Origin of the sequence: Streptomyces muensis, from assembly GCF_021474425.1 — a bacterium.
Lineage (GTDB): Bacteria > Actinomycetota > Actinomycetes > Streptomycetales > Streptomycetaceae > Streptomyces > Streptomyces muensis.
On record NZ_JAKEIP010000043.1, the window covers coordinates 22,047 to 46,307 of the forward strand.

At 71.6% G+C, this 24,261-nt stretch carries 19 protein-coding genes; 5 read left to right on the forward strand and 14 right to left on the reverse strand.

The genetic code is table 11. The annotated features are described in order from the left end of the window. Positions 1-7: 7 nt before the first annotated feature. Genes L0P92_RS14020 through L0P92_RS14030 form a run of 3 tightly spaced genes read right to left on the reverse strand, consistent with a single transcriptional unit; the run spans position 8 to position 4,566 of the window. Positions 8-1,114 (reverse strand): serine hydrolase domain-containing protein, encoded by a 1,107-nt coding sequence (locus L0P92_RS14020; protein ID WP_234762964.1) that lies wholly within the window; start codon positions 1,112-1,114, stop codon positions 8-10. Between the two features lie 44 nt (positions 1,115-1,158). Then, positions 1,159-2,700, reverse strand: a complete 1,542-nt coding sequence (locus L0P92_RS14025) for an alpha-L-fucosidase (protein ID WP_234762965.1) — start codon at positions 2,698-2,700, stop codon at positions 1,159-1,161. A 24-nt stretch (positions 2,701-2,724) separates the two neighbouring features. Continuing rightward, a complete protein-coding gene (locus L0P92_RS14030) occupies positions 2,725-4,566 on the reverse strand; it encodes a glycoside hydrolase family 20 protein (protein WP_234762967.1) in 1,842 nt (613 codons plus the stop codon). A 247-nt stretch (positions 4,567-4,813) separates the two neighbouring features. Here L0P92_RS14030 and L0P92_RS14035 point away from each other — a divergent pair, with 247 nt between their 5' ends. Beyond that, the gene (locus tag L0P92_RS14035; RefSeq protein WP_234762968.1) at positions 4,814-6,172 is read left to right on the forward strand and encodes an amidase; all 1,359 of its coding nucleotides are present in this window, start codon (positions 4,814-4,816) and stop codon (positions 6,170-6,172) included. 3 nt (positions 6,173-6,175) lie between these two features. Here the strand turns inward: L0P92_RS14035 and L0P92_RS14040 are convergent, their stop codons facing one another. The 4 genes from L0P92_RS14040 to L0P92_RS14055 all read right to left on the reverse strand — a co-directional run bounded on the left by L0P92_RS14040 (position 6,176) and on the right by L0P92_RS14055 (position 8,779). After that, positions 6,176-7,378, reverse strand: coding sequence for a GDSL-type esterase/lipase family protein (locus L0P92_RS14040; RefSeq protein ID WP_234762970.1), 1,203 nt, complete (start codon positions 7,376-7,378; stop codon positions 6,176-6,178). Between the two features lie 18 nt (positions 7,379-7,396). Continuing rightward, complete coding sequence (locus tag L0P92_RS14045) at positions 7,397-7,975, reverse strand: TetR/AcrR family transcriptional regulator (RefSeq protein ID WP_234762971.1); 579 nt, start codon at positions 7,973-7,975, stop codon at positions 7,397-7,399. An 81-nt stretch (positions 7,976-8,056) separates the two neighbouring features. Beyond that, positions 8,057-8,539: a GNAT family N-acetyltransferase gene (locus tag L0P92_RS14050; RefSeq protein ID WP_234762974.1), complete on the reverse strand. Its 483-nt coding sequence runs from the start codon at positions 8,537-8,539 to the stop codon at positions 8,057-8,059. 66 nt (positions 8,540-8,605) lie between these two features. After that, on the reverse strand, positions 8,606-8,779 hold the full coding sequence (locus tag L0P92_RS14055; protein ID WP_107122756.1) for a hypothetical protein: 174 nt from the start codon (positions 8,777-8,779) through the stop codon (positions 8,606-8,608). A gap of 473 nt (positions 8,780-9,252) precedes the next feature. On the opposite strand from L0P92_RS14055, the gene L0P92_RS14060 reads away from it, so the two are divergent. Both L0P92_RS14060 and L0P92_RS14065 read left to right on the forward strand, forming a co-directional pair. Then, positions 9,253-9,648 (forward strand): hypothetical protein, encoded by a 396-nt coding sequence (locus L0P92_RS14060; RefSeq protein WP_234762978.1) that lies wholly within the window; start codon positions 9,253-9,255, stop codon positions 9,646-9,648. Between the two features lie 25 nt (positions 9,649-9,673). Next, positions 9,674-10,480 carry an SDR family oxidoreductase gene (locus L0P92_RS14065; RefSeq protein WP_234762979.1) on the forward strand — a complete coding sequence of 269 codons (807 nt, stop codon included), beginning with the start codon at positions 9,674-9,676 and terminating at the stop codon, positions 10,478-10,480. Between the two features lie 84 nt (positions 10,481-10,564). On the opposite strand, the gene L0P92_RS14070 is transcribed toward L0P92_RS14065, so the two are convergent. The 6 genes from L0P92_RS14070 to L0P92_RS14095 all read right to left on the reverse strand — a co-directional run bounded on the left by L0P92_RS14070 (position 10,565) and on the right by L0P92_RS14095 (position 19,698). Further along, positions 10,565-12,082, reverse strand: a complete 1,518-nt coding sequence (locus L0P92_RS14070; protein WP_234762980.1) for an SDR family NAD(P)-dependent oxidoreductase — start codon at positions 12,080-12,082, stop codon at positions 10,565-10,567. Between the two features lie 124 nt (positions 12,083-12,206). Beyond that, on the reverse strand, positions 12,207-13,544 hold the full coding sequence (locus L0P92_RS14075; protein WP_234762981.1) for a wax ester/triacylglycerol synthase family O-acyltransferase: 1,338 nt from the start codon (positions 13,542-13,544) through the stop codon (positions 12,207-12,209). 145 nt (positions 13,545-13,689) lie between these two features. Next, positions 13,690-16,314, reverse strand: a complete 2,625-nt coding sequence (locus L0P92_RS14080; RefSeq protein WP_234762982.1) for a PA14 domain-containing protein — start codon at positions 16,312-16,314, stop codon at positions 13,690-13,692. Positions 16,315-16,459: 145 nt separating this feature from the next. Beyond that, positions 16,460-17,680 (reverse strand): glucose-1-phosphate adenylyltransferase, encoded by a 1,221-nt coding sequence (glgC, locus tag L0P92_RS14085; RefSeq protein WP_234762983.1) that lies wholly within the window; start codon positions 17,678-17,680, stop codon positions 16,460-16,462. A 51-nt stretch (positions 17,681-17,731) separates the two neighbouring features. Continuing rightward, positions 17,732-18,892 carry a glycogen synthase gene (gene glgA / locus L0P92_RS14090; protein WP_234762984.1) on the reverse strand — a complete coding sequence of 387 codons (1,161 nt, stop codon included), beginning with the start codon at positions 18,890-18,892 and terminating at the stop codon, positions 17,732-17,734. Positions 18,893-18,933: 41 nt separating this feature from the next. Continuing rightward, a complete protein-coding gene (locus tag L0P92_RS14095) occupies positions 18,934-19,698 on the reverse strand; it encodes a (2Fe-2S)-binding protein (RefSeq protein ID WP_234762985.1) in 765 nt (254 codons plus the stop codon). Positions 19,699-19,908: 210 nt separating this feature from the next. Here L0P92_RS14095 and L0P92_RS14100 point away from each other — a divergent pair, with 210 nt between their 5' ends. Further along, a complete protein-coding gene (locus L0P92_RS14100; RefSeq protein WP_234762986.1) occupies positions 19,909-21,081 on the forward strand; it encodes a DMT family transporter in 1,173 nt (390 codons plus the stop codon). Here the strand turns inward: L0P92_RS14100 and L0P92_RS14105 are convergent. Continuing rightward, a complete protein-coding gene (locus L0P92_RS14105; RefSeq protein WP_234762987.1) occupies positions 21,071-22,282 on the reverse strand; it encodes a transglycosylase family protein in 1,212 nt (403 codons plus the stop codon). The genes L0P92_RS14100 and L0P92_RS14105 overlap by 11 nt on opposite strands. A gap of 314 nt (positions 22,283-22,596) precedes the next feature. On the opposite strand from L0P92_RS14105, the gene gnd reads away from it, so the two are divergent. Continuing rightward, entirely contained in the window at positions 22,597-24,036 is a 1,440-nt protein-coding gene (gnd, locus tag L0P92_RS14110) for an NADP-dependent phosphogluconate dehydrogenase (protein WP_234762988.1), read from the forward strand. Positions 24,037-24,261: the final 225 nt, after the last annotated feature.

Below are 24,261 nucleotides of genomic sequence, written 5' to 3' on the forward strand. Positions count from 1 at the left end.
TACGGCTCTAGCGGCGCAGCCCCTGGAGCCCCTCGTAGGCGGCCGTGACGAGCTCAAGACCCCGGGTGTCCTGTGTGGGTTCGCGCATCTGGTGGGTCACGTACGCCACGACCATCCGGCTGTCGGGGTCGATCAGCACCAGGGAACCGCCCCAGCCGCCCCAGCCGTAGGTGCCGCCGAACAGGCCGTAGCCCAGGCCCCAGCGCATCGGCATGCCCAGCACACGGTCGTCGCCGTCGAACTGCTCCTCCCGGGCGCGGTCACAGCCGGCCCGCGACAGCAGCCGCACCCCGTTCACCTCGCCACCGCAGGCCAGGAGCGACTGCACCAGCGCGACCGAGCGGGCGTTGCCGTATCCGCTCGCCGCGGGGATCTGCGCGCGGCGCCAGGCCAGGCTGTTGCCGTCGCGGACACGTACGCCGTTGCCCGCCTCGGAGCCCGTCGGGTTGGCCGGCGCGCTCGCCGCGTAGTCCTCGTCCCGGCCCGTCGGCGGGATGGTGAGGGCGACCCGGTGGTCGTGTGCGGGCGGCAGACCGATGTGGAAGTCGGCGCCCAGCGGACCCGTCACCTCCTCGGCGAGGAAGTCCCCGACGCTGCGGCCGGTGACCCGGCGGACGACCTCGCCGACCAGGAATCCCTGGGTGAGGGAGTGGTATCCGGCGGCGGTGCCCGGCTCCCAGCGGGGAGCCCGCGCGGCGAGCCGGGACGTGGCGGCCGGCCAGTCGTAGAGCTCGTCGGTCGGCCCGTCCCAGTCGGGCAGGCCGGCCGTGTGCGCGAGCAGATGCCGTACGAGCACCTTGTCCTTGCCCGCCGCCGCGAACTCCGGCCAGTACCGGGCGACCGGCGCGTCCGGGTCGAGTGCGCCGCGGTCGACGAGGACCAAGGCGCACAGCGCCGTCATCGTCTTGGTCACGGACCAGACGTTGACGAGCGTGTCGCGCTCCCACGGCAGGGTGCGGCCGGCGTCCGCGAACCCGCCCCACACGTCCACGACCGGCTCGCCGTCCACGAAGACGGCCACGGAGCCGCCGGCGTCCCCCGCGTCCAGCATGTCGGCCAGCGCGTTCGGCACGGCGAGGAACAGACGGTCGTAGGTGCCCTGGATGTCGGCCATGTGCCCCATCCAGCCCGTGCGGCCCTGTACCGGTCAACCGAATTTCAGACCCTCGACCGGTACAGCCCGAACTCCACGATCCGTGCCGACGCCCGCGAACCGGTCACCCGCACCCGCCACCGCCGCGCCCGCACCGGAACCGCCAGCAGCAGGATCCGGCTCGCCCCGATCGCCCCGGCCCGGGTCACCTCCGACCAGACCCCGTCCCGGTGCGCCTCCACGACGAAGCTCTCCACCTGCTGTCCGTACCGGATGTCCTCCGCGAGCCGGATCCGGTCCACCTCGCGCTCCTGGCCGAGGTCGACCGTGACACGGCCCGGTGAGACGGTGGTCCGCGCGTCGCGCGCCAGGTCCTCGGGGAGCTCGCGGTCCACGCGCTCGCGGAACTCCCGCAGCCGCGCCACGTCGGCGGCGGGCAGCAGACCGTCCGTGTCCGGCGGGATGTTGAGGAGCAGCACCGAGTTGCGGCCCACGGACCTGAAGTAGATGTCCGTCAACTGCTCGACGCTCTTGGGCTGTTGGTCGGCGTGGTAGAACCAGCCGTCACGGATCGACACGTCGCACTCGGCGGGCCACCACTGGAGGTGGTCGGCGACCGGCCGGGCCTTCACCAGGGCGGCGCGGCTGCCCATGTCGGGCGCGTCGTAGGCGAGGGCGTAGTCCGTACGCCCGTAGTCCTTCTCCTGTACCGGTACGACACTCCACTCGTCCTCCCGGGCCAGCCCGCCCTCGTTGCCGACCCACCGCACATCGGGGCCGGACACGGCGATCACGGCGTCGGGGGCGAGGGAGCGGACGAGGGTGTACCAGCTGTCCCAGTCGTACTTCTCCACCTTGTCCGGCGGGATGCGGCCCTGGGCGCCGTCGAACCAGACCTCGTCGATCGGGCCGTACTCGGTGAGCACCTCGTAGAGCTGGTTGAGCATGTGGGCGCCGTAGTCGGTGGCCTGGAGGGTGTACGAGCGTGACGGTGTGCGGTCGTCGCCCGGGACGAGGGTGGGGATGGTGTGCTCGGTACGGGGGCTGCCGTTGGCGTAGACGCCGTGGAGGTACTGGTTCTCGTCGGCGGGTGAGATGTAGACGCCGACCTTGATGCCGTGGCGGCGCATGGAGTCGGCGAAGGAGCGCAGGACGTCGCCCCGGCCGTCGCGCCAGGTGCTGGAGGCCACCGAGTGGTCGGTGTAGCGGGACGGGTGGAGGACGAAGCCGTCGTGGTGCTTGACGGTGAGGATGGCGAGCCTGAAGCCGCCGTCGCGCAGGGCGCGCGCCCACTGGTCGGTGTCGAGGCCGGCCGGCTGGAAGACGTCGGGGTCCTCGTCGCCGGTGCCCCATTCGAGGCCGGTGAACGTGTTCACGCCGAAGTGCAGGAACGCGGTGCGTTCCAGGCGCTGCCAGGCGATCTGCCGTGCGGTGGGGCGGACCTGGGAGGCCTTGCGGACCAGGTCGGCCTCGGTGTCGTCGGGGCTGACGGGGATGCGGTAGCGGTCCTCGGCGTCGGCTGCGGGTGCGGCGAGGGCGGGTCTGGTGGCGCCGGTCGCGGCGAGGACGGCGGCTGTCGCGACGAAGACGCGTCGGGAAACGGCCATGGGAGGGCTCCTCGGGTGGGTTCCTCAGGTCAGGTGCCATACGGCGGGCATGCGCTGGTCGGGCGGGTACTGGGCGAGCCGGCCGTCGTCGGTCACGCTCACCGTCATCCGGGTGATGGCGTTGACGAGCCGGTAGCCCCCGGCCACGGGCTCCAACTGCCAGCGCTGGAGGGTGTTCGCGGGATCGCAGGTCTGCGGCGCCGCCTCCACCCCGGGTTGCAGCGGCACGTTGAGCGTGAGCTTTCCGCCGCGCACCTCCAGGCAGCCGTCGGCCGTGCGCAGGGTCGCGTATCCGTCGGCCGTGCGCCTCAGCTCGGCGGTGAAGGAACGCCCGGGCGTGCGGAGGGTGTACGTCCCGTCCGACACCGGTACGCGGGTCAGGTCCCGCCACCCGGGGGCGTGGCCCACGGCCGTGCCGCGTGCCGTGAACTCGGCGTAGGTGGCGTCCGGGTGGGGGTCGCCCCACGTCGCCTGGGCGATGTGCCGCAGCGCCGGCCACAGCGCGACGGCGACCTCGTTCTCGGTCTCGCCCCGGCCGTTGTCGGGCCAGAGGCTGATCTTCGCGCCGGTGACGCCGTCGGCGGAGGCGAGCTTCTCGCCCTCGAAGCTGCGCGGGTCCCAACTCTGGTCGTACAGCCCCTTGGTGTCGCTGTGGAAGCCGCCGCGGACCAGGTACAGGGCGTACGCGGCGTTCATCACGGGGTAGCCCTGCGCGAGGAGTGCGCTCGGCTTGACCGCGACGTTCAACCAGTGCTCGACCGTCGTACCCGCGGTCACCGGGACGGTGTTGGCGCCGGTGAGTCCGTCGTTCCAGATGCGCAGCTTCCTGCCCTTGCCTGCCGCGTAGGCGTGGACGCGGTTGACGAAGTCGATGAAGGCGTCCTGGGGTGTGGCGTCGGGGCCGTATCTGTCGCGCGCGTAGGTCAGGATCTGCGGGTACTTGGCGAAGTCGGAGCCGAGCATGTACTCGTCGGCTCCCATGTGCCAGGAGGTGGCGGGGAAGACCTCGGCGTACTCGTCGATCAGGCCGGTGTAGTAGGCGAAGGCCTCCGGCCGGGTGATGTCGAGCCGCGAGGGCTGCTTGTCGCCGTCGGAGTCGGTCAGCTGCAGGTCGGGGCGGTTCTCGATCCACGGGTCCATGTGCCCCGGTGAGTTGATCTCGGGGATGATCTCGACGTGGTACCGCTTGCCGAGGGCGACCAGGCGGCGGATCTCGTCCTTGGTGTAGTAGCCCCAGGTGTTGGCCTCGGGGTGGTTCTCGCTCTTCACCTTCAGTTCGAGGAGCAGCTGGTTGAGCTTGTGGTACGCCATCTCGCGGACCAGGTTCTCCAGCCAGGGCAGGGAGACGTGGATGTAGCAGGCGCAGACGCCCACGCCGCGCTCCTTGTAGCGCGGTACGTCGACCGTACGGCCTGCCGGGACGCGGGCGCCCTGGGCGAGGAGTTGGAGGACGGTGCGGGTGCCGTAGAAGGCGCCGGTCTCGGTCGCCGCGGTGATGGTCAGCCGGTTGCCGGAGCGGAGTTCGTAGCCGTCCGTGCCGAGGGCGGTCCGGGAGGGCTGGACGTCGATGACGATGTCACCGGTGCGGGCGCCGCCCCGCACCACGTCGGGCGTGCCGTGGCCCGCGGCGCGCAGGTCGCCGGCGAGGGTGTCGGCGACGCGCCGTTCGCCGGTGCTGTCGGCCACGAGGCGGGTGGAGCGGCCGTAGGTGTAACCGCCGGCTGCGGGTGTCCAGTCGGTCAGGGCGGGCACCGTGACCGGCGCTGCGGCCCGCGTTTCCCGCGCGGCCGCGGGCAGCGGCGCCACGAGCAGCAGCATCAGGCTCAGCACCGCCAGGACACCTGACGATCTCCAGCGTCTCCTCATGAGGCACCCCTATTCATCGGATGTCTGATCATTGGGCGGGCCTCAGGGGCTGTCAATGGGACGCGAAGAGGGCGGAGTTGGCTCATTGATCGGATGACGCGCAGGTCAGCGGCGCGGAGCCGGGAAGGGGCGCCGTGAAAAGTCCAAGAAGAGCCGCCCGAATATCCAAGCGTGGCGCCTCTCGACGCCGGGCCCGCCGCGGGGCAGAGTTCTCCTACATACTCGCGAGTAAGCCCGAGGAGCAGCCGTGACCAGCTGGGTCGGCAGGACCGCCGCCGAGATCGCCGCCGCCGTACGCGAGAAGCGGGCCACACCCCGTGAGGTGGTGGCCGAGCACCTGGCCCGGATCGAGCGCCTCGACCCGCGCGTCGGCGCGTTCCGGGTGGTGCGCGGCGAGGCGGCGCTCGCCGAGGCCGACGAGGTGGCCTCGCGCGGCGACCTCGCCGAACTGCCGCTGGCGGGCGTGCCGGTGGCCATCAAGGACAACCTCGCGGTGCGCGGCGAGTCCAAGCGGATCGGCTCGGCGGCGACGCCGGACACCCCGGCCGACGACGACCATGTGACCGTGGCCCGGCTGCGGGCGGTCGGCGCGGTGGTCGTGGGGCTGACGAACGTGCCGGAGCTGTGTGTCTTCGGCACCACGGAGGGCGTGCACGGCACCGCCCGCAACCCGTGGGACACCTCGCGCACGGCGGGCGGTTCGTCCGGCGGCAGCGCGGCCGCGGTCGCCGCGGGCATGGTGCCGATCGCCCTCGGCAACGACGGCATGGGCTCGCTGCGCATCCCGGCCGCCAACTGCGGCCTGATCACCATCAAGCCGGGCTACGGCGTGGTCCCGGCCGGCGTCAGCGACGGCGACTGGTTCGGCATGTCGGAGAACGGCCCGCTGGCCACGACGGTCGAGGACACCCGCCTGATGCTGTCGGTCCTCGCCGGCACCGACGTCGTACGGCCGGACGCGCCCGGCACGCACCGGATCGCGGTGTCGCTGCGCAGCCCCCTCGCCGGGGTCACCATCAGCAAGCCGTACGCGACCGCCGCCCGCGACGCCGCCGGGCTGCTGATCAAGGCCGGTCACCAGGTGCGGCGCGCCGACCCGCCGTACCCGATGTCCCTCGGTGTCACCTCGCTGACCCACTGGACGGCGGGCACGGCCGAGGACGCCCGGGGTCTCGATCTCCGGCAACTCACCCGCCGGACCCGGGTCCACGCCACCGTCGGCAGGCGCTTCGTCGGCCGGGTGCGGGGCGGCGCGAGCCGGGAGCGGCTGCGCCGGCGTCTGGAGCCGTTCTTCGCCGAGTACGACGTGCTCCTCACCCCGGCCCTCGCCCGCCGCTCCCCCAGGTCCGAGCCCTGGCACGAGCGGGGCTGGCTGCGCAACGTCCTGGCCAACACCAACTACTCGCCGATGACTCCCCCGTGGAACCTCACCGGATGGCCCGCGATGGCGATCCCCTTCGGCACACTCCCCTCCGGCGCCCCCGCCGCCGTACAACTGGTGGGGCGTCCCGGCTCGGAGGCGGACCTGCTGGGCCTGGCGGAGCAGATCGAGAAGCTGCGGCCCTGGCGGCGGACGGCTCCGCTGGACGAGGCCGTGTCGTCGTAGGACTCAGATCGCGCCGGTCCCATCGGCGAAGGGGCCGGTGCCGGTGAACGCCAGCCGTGCGAAGCGCTCGCCGATGCGGCGGTGGGTGGCGGCGTCCGGGTGGAGGCCGTCGGGCAGGGGCAGTTCGGCGGAGTCGGTCTCGCCGTAGAGCTCGCGGCCGTCGAGGTAGTGCAGGTTCGGGTCGTCGGCCGACCGCTGCTTCACGATGCGGGCCAGCTCGTCGCGGATGACGCCCAGGGTCAGCTTGCCGCTCGCGCGCTCCGCCGGGTCTCCCATGGCGACGAACCGCAGCCGGCCGGCGCTCATGCCGCTGAAGTCGGGGGCGCAGGGGCCGGGTGTGTCCTCGTGGATCGGGCACAGGATGGACGACACGACGAGCAGCGGCGTCGTCGGCCGGCCCTCCCGGATGGTGTCGAGGAATCCGTGGACCGCGGGCCCGAAGGCACGCAGCCGCATCAGGTCGACGTTGACCAGGTTGATGCCGATCTTGACGCTGATGAGGTCGGCGGGGGTGTCGCGCAGGGTGCGGGCGGTGAACGGGTCGAGCAGCGCGCTTCCGGCCAGGCCGAGGTTGATCAGCTCCACGCCGCCGAGCGAGGCGGCGAGCGCGGGCCAGACGCCGGTGGGGCTCGCGGCGTCGGATCCGTGGCTGATGGAACTGCCGTGGTGCAGCCACACCCTGCGGCCGGTATCACGGGCGGGCTCGACGGGGGCGTCGGTGCGCAGGGCGATCAGTTCGGTGGTCTCGTTGTGCGGCAGCCAGATCTCGATGTCCTTGTCGCCTGCGGGCAGTCCGGTGAAGCGGACGGTGCCGGGCGGGCCGGGCCGCTGCTCGGCGGTTCCCGCGGTCATGTCGACGGTCACGACGTTGCCGCCGGTCACGCTGCCCTGCCCCGCCGGGCGGCCGTCGACGATCAGGTCGTACACGCCGTCGGGACGGGGCGGCGCGCCCACATAGGCTCGCTTGGTGCGCAGCGCGTCCAGTTCGACGGCGGTGGCCCGGGTGCGGAACGCCAGCCGTACACCGGAGGGCTGCGACTCGGCCATGGCCAGCTGCCCGTCGGTGTTCTGGGCGCGGGCCCGGGCGGGCAGCCGGTGCGGCAGCACTCCGCGCTCGGTGTGCTCGATGTCGAGGGCGCCGCGCAGGAGGGCGGCGGTGACGGGCGTGGTGATCCAGTCGCGCCGGGTGTCGCGCTCGGTGTCCATGTTGTCCTCCGCCTGTGGTCAAGGGGTGGGCTCGGTGGGCCAGTTGCGCAGGAGGGCGTCGAGGGCGTCCAGGATCCGCGTCCAGGTCTCCTCGGAGTCGGGGGCGCTGTGGCTGAAGCCGCCGGCGGACTCCAGGCTGGCGTAGCCGTGGAAGACGCTGCCCAGCAGCCGCACGGCGTGGGTCGCGTCCGGTTCGGTCAGGTCGTAGCCGCGCAGGATCGCCCGGGTCATCTGCGCGTGCCGGACGCCCGCACTGGCGGCCGCCGTCTCGGGGTCGAGCCGCATCCGCGCGGCGGCGGCCCGGCCGGGGTGGTCGCGGCCGTAGTCGCGGTAGACGTTCGCGAAGGCCACCAGGGCGTCCTTGCCGGCCCGGCCCGCGATGGCGTCGGCGGCCCGGTCGGCCAGCTCCTCCAGCGCGAAGAGCGAGATCCGCGTCTTGAGGTCCTGGGAGTTCTTCACATGCGAGTACAGACTCGCGACCTTGACGTCGAACCGCCGGGCGAGTTCCGACGCGGTCACCAGCTCGAAGCCGATCTCGTCGGCCAGCTCCGCACCGGCCCGGACCAGTCGTTCCGTGCTCAGTCCCACGCGTGCCACAACAGCCCTCCCGTTCGCCGTAAACGATTATGCATTCACCTAAAGCGTTTAGGCAAACAGGGAAGGCGCGAAGGTGATCGACTAAAGCGCCCGGTACATGATGTGCAGCCCCACCCGCCCGTGCCGGGGATGGTCGAAGGCCTCCGGGACCGTGCCGAGAATCGTGAAACCGAGGGAGGTCCACAGGTGCACGGCCGGGTTGGTCTCGACGACGGCGTTGAAGACCATGCCCCGATAGCCCTCGGCCTTGGCCACGACCAGCAGATGCTCGGCGAGGGCACGGCCGATGCCGCGCCCGGCGTGGCCGGGGTCGACCATGAAGCCGGCGTTGGCGATACGGGCGGCGGGGCCGCCGTAGTTGGGGGTGACGTAGGCGGAGGCGACGACGACTCCGGCGTCGTCCTCGACGACGTGGACGCTCTTGGCCGGGTTCATCCACAAGGCCCGGGCGGCGTCCTCGGAGGTGTCCGGGTCCCACGTGTAGGTCTCGCCGGCGGCGACGATCCGGTGCCAGAAAGACCAAATCCGCGGCCAGTCGTCGGCCGCGGCTTCTCTGATCTGCATGGGCGTGAGTCTCGCACGCCCATGCGTCCGGCAATCGCGAAGGGCTCTGCCCCTTCGGTCGACCCGTCAGTCGACGCTGGGCAGGATGTGGGGCTCGGCGAGGTCGTCCTCATAGCCCGCCAGGCGGATGGGGGCGGACCTGGCCCACACGTCGAGACTGCCGATCTCCTTGGACCGGCGGCCCGCGCGCTCCGTGCGTTCCTTGGGGCGCTGTTCGCGATTCGTCTGCTCAGGTGTCACCGCGCACTCCTTCTGTGTCGGATCACCCTCGGGGCGAGGCCGGTCCAGTCTGCGGTCCGGTGCTCGACGCCCGCTCGGGTCTTACTCAAAGTCGGCTCGGACGCGGTGGCGCCGGTGTACTGGTGTGAGAGCAGGCCGTTGTGCACCGGCTTGTCCCGGGACGGACCGTGGGTGTGGGTTGGGACCCTGTCATGCTGTCCGTCCGCTACAGACTAACCAAATGAGCGGGTGGCCGCTCGATGGGGCTGCAAACAAGGGGTAACTATCCGGAGTCGACCGGATTTCACCTGCCCGCCACCTCCCGTTTCATTACTATTCGCGGCATTTACGAGTCACTCGTTCGGCTCAACGACATCGCGTCGTCCCCCGCCGGACCCCACCACGCCGCGCAGTTCAGGTCCCGTTGGCCGAATCGCAAGGCGGCCATGATCTGCTCGGGTACGCCAACGGCCGGCCGGCGGGAGGACTGACGCATGGAGCTGCGCAGTGTCGAAGAGCTGATGGATCTGCTGTACGCCTGCCCGCACCAGCCCGCGTTGCGGACCGCCGCGCTGCTGCGCCGTAGCCGCCCCGCCGACAAGGAGCTCCAAGTGGCGGGCCTGGTCCACGACATCGGCCGCCTGCTGGGCCCCGGCGACGAGACCCGCCGTACCGAGCACGCCGCCGAAGCCGTACGGCAGCTGCTCGGCGAACGCGTCCACCGCCTCGTCGGCCGCCACGACCCCGGCACGGACGAGGACGCGCTGCGCCTGCGCCTGGCGGTCGAGGAGAGCCGGGCCACCTGTTTCGACGCCGGGGTGCTGGAGGACTGGCGCACGGTCCTGGAACTGGTGGCGGCACGTCACTCGCGTCTCGGGGCTGTTGACTGACGGCCCGTCATGAGACGGTACGGCGATGACGTCGTCGTACGCACTCCGGGGCAGGGCCGCCGTCGTCACGGGCGGTACGCGCGGCATCGGCAGGGCGGTCGCCGAGCATCTGACGCGGGCCGGCGCGCTCGTGTGCGTGACCGCGCGGGACGCCGACGAGGTGCGGCGGACGGCCGCCGACCTGGGCGGCGTCGGAGCGGCCGGCAGTGTGGCCGATCCGGAGCACCTCCGGGAGGTCGTGGACCTGGCCCTGCGCGAGTTCGGCCGGCTCGACGTGCTCGTCAACAACGCGGCGACCAACCTGCCGTACGGCCCGCTCATGGACGTCGACCCCCTCGCCTGGCGCGAGTCCTTCACCGTGAACGTCGAGGCCCCGCTACGGCTCGTCCAGTGCGCCTGGCGGGCCTGGATGCGCGAACACGGCGGCGCGGTGATCAACGTCTGCACGGAAGGCGCCACTCACGTCGGCCCCCGTATCGGCGCCTACGGCACCACCAAGGCGGCCCTGCTCCACCTCACCCAGCAACTGGCGGGCGAACTGGCCCCGAAGGTACGGGTCAACTCCGTCTCGCCCGGGCTGGTCCGCACGGAGATGGCACGGTTCGTGTGGGAGCCGGGCGAGGAGGAAGTGGCCGCCGGGCTGCCCCTGGGCCGGATCGGCGAGCCGGACGACATCGCCCGCGCCGTGGTCTGGCTGGCCTCAGAGGAGGCGGAGTGGGTGACAGGGACGGACCTGCTGGTGGATGGCGGGACACGGGTACGCGCGGCCGGCACGGCAAAGGGATACGCAGTCCACGGGCACCTACGATCGCGCGGCCCTGCCACCCCCTAGGGGCGCGGGGCTGAATCAATTTGCGGCTCCGCCGCGTGGGCGCGACCAGCCCCCGCACTCCCGCAGACGCACCACCGGCCGTACCTACCACTTACCGGGCGCGTAGTCCTTCAAGAAGACCCCGTACACATCCTCACCGGCCTCACCCCGCACGATCGGGTCGTACACCCGAGCCGCACCATCGACCAGGTCGAGCGGCGCATGGAACCCCTCCTCGGCAAGCCGCAGCTTGTCGAAGTGAGGCCGCTCATCGGTGATCCACCCGGTGTCGACCGACGTCATCAGGATGCCGTCACTCTGGAACATCTCCTGCGCACTGGTCCGCGTCACCATGTTCATCGCGGCCTTGGCGGCATTCGTGTTCGGATGCCCCGCGCCCTTGTAACCGCGCCCGAACACCCCCTCCATCGCGGACACGTTCACGACGTACGCCCGCCCGCTCGCCGCCTTCTTCGCGGCGTCGGCCATCGCCGGCCGCAGCTTGCTGATCAGGATGAACGGCGCCGTGTAGTTGCACAGCTGGGTTTCGAGAAGCTCCACCGGCGAGATCTGCTCGATGGTCTGCACCCAGGTGTTGCTGTCGACGACGTCCGGCACGAGCCCGCCCGCGTCGATCGCGGTGCCGTCGAGGTGCCGGGCGACGCTGGCGTTGCCCGCGACCAGGGCGAGGTCGGCGACCTGCTGGGCGTCGATGCCGGAGATTCCGGCGGGCAGGGAGGCAAGGCCATCGACCGCGCCGGAGCCGAAGGCGCCGATGACGTGGTGGGCGGGGAGTTCACCGGCCGGCAGCGGAGCGCTCTCGCCCTCGACGAGGGCGGCGTACGCGGAGGGCAGCCGGCGCACGGTCTGCGTCGCGTTGTTGACGAGGATGTCGAGCGGACCGGCCTCGGCGACCTGGTCGGCGAGGGCGACGGCCTGGGCCGGGTCACGCAGGTCGATGCCGACGACCTCCAGGCGGTGCATCCAGTCGCCGGAGTCGTCCATGGCCTTGAACCGGCGGATGGCGTCCTTCGGGAAGCGCGTGGTGATCGTCGTGTGCGCGCCGTCCCGCAGCAGCCTGAGCGCGATGTACATGCCGATCTTGGCGCGCCCGCCGGTGAGCAGGGCGCGCTTGCCGGTGAGGTCGGCGCCGGCGTCGCGCTTGGCGCGGTTCAGGGCGGCGCAGTCCGGACAGAGCTGGTGGTAGAAGTAGTCGACTTCCACGTACCGGGTCTTGCAGGTGTAGCAGGAGCGCGGGCGCTGGAGTATCCCGGCGATCTTGCCGGCCTCGGTGGCCGACGACGGCAGGATGCCCTCGGTCTCGTCGTCGATGCGCTGCGCCGAGCCGGTCGCCGTGGCCTCCGTGACCGCCTTGTCGTGCGCGGTCTTGGCGGCCCGGCGCTCCTGGCGGCGGCGCTGCTTGACGGTGCGGTAGATCCCCGCGGTGGCCCGGCGCACGGCGATGGCATCGGGGTGGTCGACCTCCAGCTTGTCGAGCTCGTCGAGCACGCTGAGGCAGACGGCGAGCCGCTCCGGGTCGATGCCGGGGCCGTGGACGACCTCGTCACCGGACTCGTGCACGACCTCGTTCGCGGTCGCCGAGCCTTCCTCTGTCACCGTCATCGCGCTGCCGTTTCCCTGATCACCCGAGCGGCGCTCCGACCGCGCCCGCTTTCGAACGGGGAATTGTACGGAGCGCCGGGTCACTCCTCCAAAATCCGGCGGAGTGACCCGTGGAACCGGGGGCTCAGGGAGCGCAGGCGGCGATCAGCGACTCCACCTCCTCCTGGACGGCCCTGGCCAGCACGTCGAGATCCGGTACGGCCGCGGCGTCGGCGACGAGCCCGTAGTGGACGCGCCCCCGGTACGTCGAGATCGCGACGGCCAGGGACTGGCCGCGGGCCAGCGGGGCGAACGGGAAGACCTCGGTGACCTGGTGGCCGCCGAGCTTCAGGGCGATGCCGGGCAGCGGCACGCTGGTGACCAGGATGTCGAACCAGAGCCGGGCGGCCTGGCTGACCAGCGGTCCGCCGAGCCGGTGGCCGAGCGCCGGGACGTGGTCGGCGAGCAGCGCGACGGCGCCCGCGCCCCGGTTGGGGCCGGCGTCCTTGTTGCGGTCCATGGCGGTGCGGACCGTGGCGAGGCGGCGCAGCGGGTCGGGGTCGTCGACCGGAAGCCGTATCAGGTAACCCGAGAGCCGGTTGCCCTGTGGGTGCGCGGTGCGGGGCCGGCGCTTGGAGACGGGGATCAGGGCGCGGGGCGCGACACCCTCGCTGCCGTCGCCGCGCTCGTCGAGCCAGCGGCGCAGGGCGCCGGCGACGACGGCGATCAGGACGTCGTTGACGGTGCCGCCGACGGCCTTGCGGATCACGTGCACATCGTCGATGTCCACGACGACACCGGCGGTACGGCGGGTGCCGCTGGGCTCGGCGGTCAGCGCGGACGACGAGCGCATCCCGAGGGTGGAGACGGCGACGGAGGCGCCGATGTCCAGGGCACGGCCGACGTCCGAGAGGGCGCCGCGCACGAGTCCCGGCAGCCTGCGCACGTCGGGAAGGCCACGGCCGCCGGGCTCTTCGGGGCGGGGTTTGCGGGCGGGCATGTCCATGGGGTCGAGGACGGCGGCGGCGAGCGTCAGCGCGCGCAGTCCGTCGGCGAGGGCGTGGTGGAACTTGAACAGCACGGCGAAGGACACGCCGTCCTCTCCCGGCAGCACATGCGCCTCCCACGGCGGCCGGCCGCGCTCCAGCGGCCGTTCCATGAGCCGGCCCGCGACCGCCTGGAAGTCGGAGGTCGGGGCGTGCAGCCGGACGTGGTCGAGCGGATCGAAGTCCGGGGCGGGCTCACGGGTCGCTCCGCCGAACGAGAACGGCTGGAGGAGGCCGACCGGCTGCCAGGCGTCACGGATGCGCATCCGCAGTCCCGGCACGGCGGCGGCCCGGGCGGCGAGCAGGTCGGCCGCGTGGGCGCCGGCGGTGGGCGAGTGCGCCGTGAAGACGCCGAGCGCGCCCAGGTGCATGGGGTGTTCCGCGGACTCGATGTTCCAGAACGCCAGGTCGAGAGGGGCGAGCAGGTCAGAAGTCAATGGCTTGCCTCGCGTCGACGAAGGGTGGACCAGCAGTCAATCGCCCTCTGGCGATTACAGTCAAGTACGATCAAGCTACGCTCAGTTAACGGCAGATTAAGTCCCGCCCCTCGTGAAAGGGGCGGGACTCATGGTGCATATGAGGTCACTTCAGCACGGGTAGCGGCACCGGGCATCCCGACGGTGTCACCCGGGAGGCGTCACGGATGAGTGCCTCGTGAGCGGACCTGACCCGTTCCGCGTCCGGTTTGAGCACCGCGCGGTCGTAGGTCAGCAGCCCGTTCAGCTCACCCTCGACGTCCGTGATCTGGGTGTACACGGCACCGTTGCCGCCCCGGCAGACCAGGGCGCGCACCTCGTCGAGCTTGGTGAGGTAGTCGTCCGTGTAGGTCGCCGGGTCGACGTCGACGTACGACTGCTGCACCGACCAGGCGTGACCGGGCACCGCGAGGCCGAGGCCGCCGTACTCGCCGCTGACCAGTGCCCGTTCGCCGTCGGGGCGCGGCGGCAGGGCGGGGCTGGGATAGCCGTGCTCGTCCATGATGTCGCCGGCGCCTCCGTCGGCCCCGAGGTTCAGCCCCGACTGGTTGTTGACCAGCCGGGTCGGGTCCCAGGCCTTCGCCTGCTCGGCGACGCGGCCGATGTCGTACTGGCCCCAGCCCTCGTTGAAGGTCACCCACATGACGACCGACGGGCTGCTGATGTGCTCGTCGATCATCTGCTTCATCTCGCGCTCGTACTGGGCGCGGGCCTCGGCACCGGGGTTCACCCCGGCGGTCATCGCGGGCATGTCCTGCCACACCAGCAGACCCAGCCGGTCGGCCCAGTGGAACCAGCGGTCCGGCTCGACCTTGATGTGCTTGCGCACCGAGTTGAAGCCCAGTTTCTTGTGCGCCTTCAGGTCGTACGCGAGGGCCTCGTCGGTCGCCGCGGTGTGCAGGCCGTCGGGCCAGAAGCCCTGGTCGAGGGTGGCCATCAGGAAGATCGGTTCCCCGTTGAGGACCGTGCGCGGCACGCCGTTCACCTTCTCGACGGCGATGGAGCGCATCCCGAAGTAGCTGCCGACGCGGTCGGCGCCGACGGTCACCTTCAGGTCGTACAGGAAGGGGTCGTCGGGTGACCACAGGTGCGGGTCGCGGAGGGTGAGCGTGAGGGGCTGTCCGGTGCGGCCGCTCGCGGTGGCGACCTTGCGCCGTCCCTCGTACGCCGTCGCCGTGACGGGGACTCCGTCGCGCACACCCTGAGCCTCGACGGTGAGCGTGCCGGCGTCGACGTCGGGCGTGAGCTTGAGCCCGTCCACGTGATCCGGGGCGACCGGCTCCATCCACACCGTCTGCCAGATGCCGGAGGACGGGGTGTACCAGATGCCGCTCGGGTCCAGGCGCTGCTTGCCCAGCGGTGGGTTCTCGCCGTTGGCCGCGTCGGTCGGGTCGTACACGCCGACGATCAGCTCCTGGGTGCGGCCGGGCTTCAGCGCGGCGGTGACGTCGGCACCGAACTTGTCGTAGCCGCCCGTGTGCTCGGTGACCTTGGTGCCGTTGACGTACACCTCGGTACGCCAGTCGACGCCGCCGAAGTTGAGCCTGAGGCGCTTGCCGGAGCCGATGCGCCAGTCGGCCGGGACCGTGAAGGTGCGGCGGTACCACATGCGGTCCTCGTGGCGTTCGACGCCGGAGAGCTGGGACTCGACGGGGTACGGGACGAGGATCCGCTCGGGCAGGTCCTTGCCGACCGGGGGCCGCTCCCCCGCCTCGGCCGCCGCGAACTGCCAGCGGCCGTTGAGGTTGCGCCAGGCGGGGCGGGTCAGCTGGGGCCGCGGGTATTCGGGGTGGGCGTTGTCCGGGCCCACCTCGTCGGCCCACCTCGTGCGCAACTGGTACGTCGAGCGGTTGGGGCCGCTGCTCAGGAAGCGTTTGACAACGTTGCCGTCGGCGGTGGCCAGACCGCCTTCACCGTCGTAGCGGATGTCGGCCGTGCCGCGAGCGGTGCCGATCCTGTTGCCGACCACGGGTTCCTTCAGCGCGACCAGGAGCGCCCTGGGGTCGGCGGGGTCCAGCGCGGCCGTCCCGAGGGGCCAGGTGGCGCCGCCGATGACCGCGTCCAGGTGGTCGATGACGCCGGCCGGGGGTGCGGCGAGTTTCCGGGCGAAGTCGAGCTTGAGCGTACGGCCGTCGGCGAGGACCGTGGCCGCGACGGCCCCGTCGTAGTCGAAGCCGTCGGGGAGGCGGAACGCGGACTGCGGGACGGGCTCCTTGGCGCCGCCGGGCTCGGTCCAGCGCAGGTGGAGGTTGGAGCCGCCGTAGTGCTCGAAGTACTCGACCTTGATGTCGTAGGCCGTGCCGGCGGTCAACTCGACGGGCGGGGCGGTCTGTTCGCGGTCCCAGTCGTCGACCCAGTGGTCGATGGCGAGCCGTCCGTCGATCCAGAGACGGAAGCCGTTGTCGGCGCTGATCGAGAAGGTGTGCGAGCCGGTCCGCTCCGGCACGATCCTCCCGGTCCACCGGACACTGACGTCGTCCGGGCGTCCGGTGGTGAAGGCCAGGCGTGGTTCCAGGTTGTCGAAGTCGAGGGCGGGGTCGAAGGCGGTCGCCTTGAGCTCGTGGAAGTCGAAGGCGCCGGGGGCGGACTGGGTGTAGTACTCGCCCTTGAGGCCGTGGATCTCCACGGGGTCGTCGGCCGCGGCCGGGGCGGGTGTCGCGGTCAGGCCGGCGAGGCCGAGGGCCCCGGCGAGCAGGAACACCAGTCGGTTTCTGATCCGTCGTGTGCGCACAGAGCCTCCATAACAACGTTGTCATGGACAACACTTGGCAGAACACCACGGATTTCACCATCCACCCAGGTACATGACAAGACTTAGGTACAGGCCAATCCTCGGCGTCCCCCGGGAGGAGGTACGCCGAGGTCCTCTCGGCCCGCTAGGGGACCTGCTGGCCCTTCCCCAGCGCGATGACCCCGCCCTTGGAGACGGTGTACAGCTCGGCGTCCCGCTCCGGGTTGACGCCGATCGTCGCGCCCGGAGGCACCTCGACGTTCTTGTCCAGCACGGCACCGCGCACCACCGCGCCCCGCCCGATGCGCACGTTGTCGTGCAGGACCGCTCCCTGCACCACGGCCCCCGGGTCGACCACGACGCCCGGCGACAGCACGGACCGGGTGACCTGGCCGCGTATGAGGCAGCCGGCGCTGATGATGGACTCGCTGGCCATGCCGCCCGCGTTGAAGCGGGCCGGGGAGAGCTGGTTGGAGTGGGTGTAGATGGGCCAGTTGCGGTTGTACAGGTTGAAGGCGGGGCGCTCGGCGATCAGGTCCATGTGGGCGTCGTAGTACGCGTCCAGGGTGCCGACGTCCCGCCAGTAGCCCCGGTCGCGGTTGGTCTCGCCGGGGACGTGGTTGGCGCTGAAGTCGTAGAGCTGGGCCTCGCCCCGGTCGGTGAGCTGGGGCAGGATCGAACCGCCCATGTCGTGCACGGAGTTCTCGTCCTCGGCGTCCCGCTGGAGCGCCTCGATGAGGGCCTTGGTGGTGAAGAGGTAGTTGCCCATCGAGGCGAAGACGGTCTCCGGGTCGTCCGGGAGGCCGGGCGGGTCGGCGGGCTTCTCCAGGAAGCGTTCCACGGTCAGACCGTCCGAGCCGGGGCTGATCACGCCGAAGGACGACGACTCGCCGCGCGGCACCCGGATGCCCGCCACCGTCACTCCCGCGCCGCTCTCGATGTGCTGGGCGAGCATCTGGCGCGGGTCCATGCGGTACACGTGGTCGGCGCCGAACACCGCGACGTACTCGGGGCGTTCGTCGTAGACCAGGTTCAGGGACTGCAGGATCGCGTCCGCGCTGCCCAGGTACCAGCGCGGGCCGAGGCGCTGCTGGGCCGGGACCGGGGTGACGTAGTTGCCGAGCAGGCTGGACATCCGCCAGGTCGTGGTGATGTGCCGGTCCAGCGAGTGCGACTTGTACTGCGTGAGGACGCAGATGCGCAGGATGTCGGCGTTGACGAGGTTGGAGAGGACGAAGTCGACCAGGCGATACGTTCCTCCGAAGGTGACCGCTGGTTTCGCGCGGTCCGCGGTCAGGGGCATCAGGCGTTTGCCTTCTCCGCCCGCGAGTACGATTCCGAGCACCGAAGGTCCGCCACGACGCATGGCCGCTCCCCTCACCGTGGTTGATGCCAGCCTGCCCCTGAGCAGCGCGCGCTAAGCCTGTTTGAGGATCTCCCCGTAGAGCCGTGCCGTCCGCCGCGCCACCGCGTCCCAGCCGAACTCCCCCACCGCGCGCTCCCGTCCGGCCTCGCCCATCCGACGGGCGGTCTCCGGGTCACCGATCACCGAGTCCAGGGCCCGCGCGAGGCCGGCCTCGAAGGCCTCGGCGTCGTCGTCCAGCGGGACGAGCAGGCCGCTCTTGCCGTCGTCGACGACCTCGGGGATGCCGCCGACCCGCGAGGCCACCACGGGAGTTCCGCAGGCCATCGCCTCCAGGTTGACGATGCCGAGGGGTTCGTACACCGACGGGCAGACGAACACGGCGGCATGCGTGAGGAGTTGGATCACCTCGGGGCGCGGCAGCATCTGCGGGATCCAGTGCACGCCCTCGCGGACCCGGCTCAGCTCCTGGTAGAGATCGCGGAACTCCTGGTCGATCTCGGGGGTGTCGGGGGCACCGGCGCACAGTACGACCTGTGCGGCCGGGTCGATGTCCCGTACCGCGCGCAGCAGATGGGGCACGCCCTTCTGGCGGGTGATGCGGCCGACGAAGAGGACGTACGGGCGGTCGGCGTCGAGGCCGAAGCGGGCGAGGACGTCGGTGCGGTGGTCGGGCCGGTACAGGGTGGTGTCGATGCCGTTGTGGACGACATGGACGCGGCCCGGGTCGAGCGTGGGATAGCAGCCGAGGATGTCCTCGCGCATGGCTCCGGAGACGGCGATCACCGCGTCGGCGGCCTCGATCGCGGTCCGCTCGGCCCAGCTGGACAGGGCGTATCCGCCGCCGAGTTGCTCGGCCTTCCAGGGGCGCAGCGGTTCCAGCGAGTGGGCGGTCATCACATGCGGGATGCCGTACTGGAGCTTGCCGAGGTGGCCGGCGAGGTTGGCGTACCAGGTGTGGGAGTGGACGAGTTCGCGGCCTTCGAGCCCGGCGGCCATGGCGAGGTCCACGGAGAAGGTGCGCAGCGCGTCGTTGGCGGTGTCGAGCGCGGACCACGGGCGGTGGCGCTGTACGCCGACCCCTCGGCCCTCGCCCCAGCAGTGCACCTCGAGGTCGACGAGGTCCCTCAACTCCCGGGCGAGGAACTCGACATGGACACCCGCGCCGCCGTACACGTCCGGCGGGTACTCCCGGGTCAGCAGTCCCACACGCACCCGGAACCCCCTGTTCTCAGCGGCTGGTTGCCCTTTCATGGTCACCCAGATGTGGCGCGTGGGGAAGAGCGCGGGGGTCGTGTGAAGCAACAGTCACCGCACACGCCCCCGCCCGGCACGCGGTAGTAGAGGCAGCAGCTGCGGCGGCGGAACGCGGTCCCGGTGCGGGTGCCGGTGGCGGCGAGGAGGGGGTGGGCGAAGAGTTCCGCGGTCAGGGCGCGGGTGCGGACGGCGGCGTCCGTACGGCCGTGGGCGCGCGCCCACTGGTCGAGTTGCCGGGCCGCGGCCGCGAGCGCCGAGCCCGCGTTGCCCCACAGCAGGCCGGTGGCGACACGGTGGCGGGTGTGCAGGGCGGCGGTCAGGGGTTCCAGGTGGGCGCGCAGGACCGCGTCCGCGATGTCCGCCGCGTCGGCCGCGTCGGCCGGCAGTGGTCGTACCTCGGTGAGCCACAGGTCGTCGGGGGCGCTGCCCTCGGGGTCCCAGAGCAGCAGCCGCGGGTCGAGGTCGGGGAGGCGACCGTACAGCGCGGCACAGCCGAGCGTCACCGACCACAGCCGCGCCGCGAGGCCCTGCTGGGCGATGGAGGCGGCGATCCGCGGCTCGGGGGCGCGCAGGGCGTCCGCGACCTTCCGGACGCGGCGGCCCAGGGGATCTGCCTGAGGATCCTCCGGGGGGTTTGCGTAGGTCTGCGCCAGAGTCGGGAGTGGCCGAAGTGCTACCCCTGCCGTGTGTAGTACGAAGAAGCCGCCCAGCGGCCGGAGCGCGGCGAGATCGGGGTCGAGGTCCACGAAGAGCAGTAGTACCAAGGCCTCTCAGGGGCGTCACCTCGGGGGTTCCACCGAGGGTCACCCGCCTGGGGGATGAGACCGGCGGCGTAATACTCCATCGGCAGTACGACACAGTGCGTGCTCTGGTACGACGACGGGAAGAGCTTTTCGGGGCATCGTGTTGGTTATGAGAGCCGACCGTTCGCCGCGCCGGGGTAACCGCCCCCGCCTCACGCAGAGGAGCAGCTCATGAGTGCCCTCGCGTTGTCCGTGCTGCTGTCGCTCGTCTCCGCCGTCGCGTACGCGGGCGGGGCGATCGTGCAGGAGCGTGTCGCGGTGTCCTCCCCGGGACAGCAGTTCGCGCCGATGCGTCGGCCGGGCTGGTGGGCGGCGGTCGCGCTGAACGGCCTCGGTGGGCTGCTGCACGTGGTGGCGCTGGCTTTCGGACCGCTGAGTCTGGTGCAGCCGCTGGGTGCCCTGACGATCGTGTTCGCGCTGCCGATGGCGGCGCTCTTCGTGGGCCGCAAGGCCGGTTCGACGGCCTGGCGGGGCGCGATCATGGCGACCGTGGGTCTCGCCGGGCTGCTGTCCCTGGTCGGCTCCTCGGAGTCGCAGTCGCTGGCCACCGCCGAGCGGGTGGGCGTGGCCCTGGTGACCGGCGGCATCGTCGTGGCCCTGATGATCGCGGGCCGGGCGGCCCACCGCCACCCGGCGGTGCGCAGCATGCTGCTCGCGACCGGCTCCGGCATAGCGTTCGGCATGTCCTCGGTGTTCACGAAGGTCGTCGCGGTGGACTGGGACGGCAGGGTGTCGATGGCCGACGTGCCCGCGCTGGCGACGATAGGCGTCTTCGCGACGGCCGGCATGCTGCTGTCCCAGGCCGCCTACCGGGGCGCGGGCCTCGCGGCGCCGCTGGCCACGCTGACGGTCGTGAACCCGGTGGTGGCGGCCGCGGTCGGCATCACGATGTTCGGAGAGACCTTCCGCTACGCCACCACGGGCACCGTGCTCGCCCTGGGCTGTGGTGTGGTCGCGGCGGGTGGCCTGATCCTGCTGACGACGGAGCGGATCGCGCGTACGGAGGCCGAGACGGGCGTGGCGCTTCCGGAGGCGGTGCGCTCCGGGGAGACCCTGGCCGAGCCGGCCCTTGCTGGCCCCGCCCTGGACGCGGTGCCCGCCGCGGAGCTGCTCGGTGGCCTTCCGGAGCAGGCCGGGACGAGGCAGCGCGAGGACATCGTCGTACCGGACGGCATCGAGGGCATCCTCATTCCGGTGCAGATCGCGCAGGAGCCGTACGAGGACGCCGAGGAGCCCGTTCCCGGCCATCTGGAGTCCCCGAACCTCTACGGCCCGTTCTACGGCGGCCCGTACGTCCCGATGATGCCGGTCGTCGACCGGCACCGGATGCGCGTCAAATCCTGACGCCGCCCGCCCGGAGGTAGGCCACCGGGTCGATGTCGGAACCGAAACCGGGCCCCGTCCGCACCTCGAAGTGCAGATGCGGGCCCGTGCTGTTGCCCGTGGACCCGGAGCGGCCGATGCGCTGGCCCGCGCCCACCGACTGCCCGTCCTTCACGGAGATCGCCGAGAGATGGGCGTACTGGCTGTAGCGGCCGTCGGTGTGCCGGATCACCACCTGGTAGCCGAACGAGCCCTCCCACCCGGCGCTCACGACCCGCCCCGCACCGACGGCCTTCACGGAGGTGCCGGTCGGCACCGCGAAGTCGACGCCGGTGTGGTAGCCCTTCGACCACAGGGCACCGGCCTTGCGGTACGGCGTGCCGGTGGACGCGCTCACCGGGGAGACCAGCGAGCGGCTGCTCGTGGTGGCCTGCTCCTGCCGCTCGGACGAGGTCTTCTCGGGGGTCGGCCTGGGCTTGGGCTTGGGCGTGGCCGTCGGCTTGGGCTGAGGCTTGGGTGCGGCCGTCGGCCCGCTCGTCGTCGTGGCCGCCTTGCCGCGCAGCGCGAGCCGCTGCCCCGGCAGGATCAGGTCGGGGTCGGCGCCTACGGCCTCGCGGTTCGCGGCGTACAGGCCCCGCCAGCCGCCCCGGACCTGCTGCGACTCCGCGATCCCGGAGAGCGTGTCGCCGTGGACCACGGTGTACATCTCGGCGGTGCCCGCCCGTGACTGGGGCGTGGTCTGCGGTTGGACGTCCTGGACGGAGGTCTTCTGGCCGGTGCGGCCGGTGCCGCGGCTGTCACGCGTGTCGCGGGTGCCGGCCGGGTGGATGTCGGGGGTGTCCCCGCCCCGGGTCAGCCCGGCCCGTACCGAGCACACCGGCCAGGCGCCGGGGCCCTGGCCGTCGAGGACCTTCTCGGCCACGGCGATCTGCTGGTCCTTGGTGGCCAGATCCGCGCGCGCCGCGTACCGCGGGCCGCCGTAGGCCTCCCACGTCGACTGGGCGAACTGGAGTCCGCCGTAGTAGCCGTTGCCGGTGTTGACGTCCCAGCGGCTGGTCGACTCGCAGGCGGCGACCTTGTTCCAGGTGCTGACGTCGGCCGCCTGCGCGGTGCCGGTGCCGATGAAGGGGAGCGCCATGCCGGCGCCGCCCGCGGTGACGGTGAGCGAGGCGCGGTTGATCCTGTTCGGCTGGTACCGGCGGTGCCGACCGCGTACGGCCATGACGGAGCCCCCCATTGACATGCGTCAGGAGGGGCAAAAGTAAGCGCTGCGAACAGGCCATGACAAGACGGCAATTCAGCCGCCTCTTCGCGCCAAGTGGCGCGGAACCGGCGCACGTTGCCCGGCATCCGGACAGCGCGCGAACGGCCCGGGACGGGTGAGTGCGCCGGGGCCTTCTGTGCGTATCTGCCTGCGCGACATCGCGCCACCCCGGGTGTGCGGTCGGGATACCGGCACGTCAGGATGGACGATGGGGCAATACTGGCGGGCATGACCGGCACCGCTGATATATCGAGGTCACTAGGAGCCAACGCATGAGCACTTCGGCGCAGATCGGCGTCACGGGTCTGGCGGTCATGGGCCGCAATCTCGCCCGCAACTTCGCCCGCAACGGCTACACGGTCGCGGTCCACAACCGGACGCCGGCGCGTACGCGGGCGCTGGTGGAGGAGTTCGGCAGCGAGGGCGAGTTCATCGCGGCCGAGTCCGCCAAGGACTTCGTGGCGGCGCTGGAGCGCCCGCGGCGGCTGGTCATCATGGTGAAGGCCGGTGAGCCGACCGACGCGGTGATCCAGGAGTTCGCGCCGCTCCTCGAACCCGGCGACATGATCATCGACGGTGGCAACGCGCACTTCGCCGACACCCGGCGCCGCGAGCGCGACCTGCGCGAACAGGGCATCCACTTCGTCGGCATGGGCGTCTCCGGCGGCGAGGAGGGCGCGCTGCTCGGGCCGAGCATCATGCCGGGTGGCCCGAAGGAGTCGTACGACTCGCTCGGTCCGATGCTGGAGAAGATCTCCGCGAAGGCGAAGGACGGGGCGCCCTGTGTGACGCACGTCGGTCCGGACGGTGCCGGGCACTTCGTGAAGATGGTGCACAACGGCATCGAGTACGCCGACATGCAGCTGATCGGTGAGGCGTACCAGCTGCTGCGCGATGTCGCCGGGTACGAGCCCGCGCAGATCGCGGAGATCTTCCGGACCTGGAACCAGGGGCGGCTGGACTCCTACCTGATCGAGATCACCGCCGAGGTGCTGTCGCACGTGGACGCGGCGACGGGCAAGCCGTTCGTGGACGTGGTCGTCGACCAGGCGGAGCAGAAGGGCACGGGCCGCTGGACCGTGCAGATCGCGCTGGACCTGGGTGTGCCGGTGTCCGGGATCGCCGAGGCGGTCTTCGCCCGCTCGCTGTCCGGGCACGCGGCGCTGCGGGACGCGTCCCGCGGGCTGGCCGGGCCCAAGGCGGCGCCGCTGAGCGAGGCCGAGGCGGGAGCGTTCGCCGACCGGGTCGAGCAGGCGCTGTACGCGTCGAAGATCGTGTCGTACACGCAGGGCTTCCACGAGATCGACGCGGCGCGCGCGGAGTACGACTGGGACATCGACCTGGGGGCCGTCTCGGCGATCTGGCGCGGCGGCTGCATCATCCGCGCGGCGTTCCTGGACCGGATCCGCGCGGCGTACGACGCCCGGGCCGATCTGCCGAGCCTGCTGTCCGACGACACGTTCGCGCAGGAGATCGCCGACGCGCAGGACGACTGGCGTGAGGTGATCATCGCGGCGACCCGGCAGGGTGTGCCGACGCCGGGCTTCGCCGCGGCTCTCGCCTACTACGACGCGCTGCGTGCCGAGCGGTTGCCTGCGGCGCTTACGCAGGGGCAGCGGGACTTCTTCGGGGCGCACACGTATCGGCGGGTCGACCGGGACGGGACGTTCCACACGTTGTGGGGTGGGGATCGGTCGGAGGTTTCCGCCTAGTAGCTCGGGGTTCGGTCGTCGCGCGGGTGCGGCTGCGTGGGGGTTGATCGCGCCCACGCGGCGGAGCCGCGAATCGATACAGCCCCGCGCCCCTGAAGAGGGGCGTTGCGGTGGGCGGGGTTGTTGGCCGCCCACCGCTTTGCGTTTCCCGGCTCAGGTCAGGGGTGGGCCGGGGGCCGGGGTGGTATACACATATCCGAGCCCCCCAGACCGGGTGTTTCATCG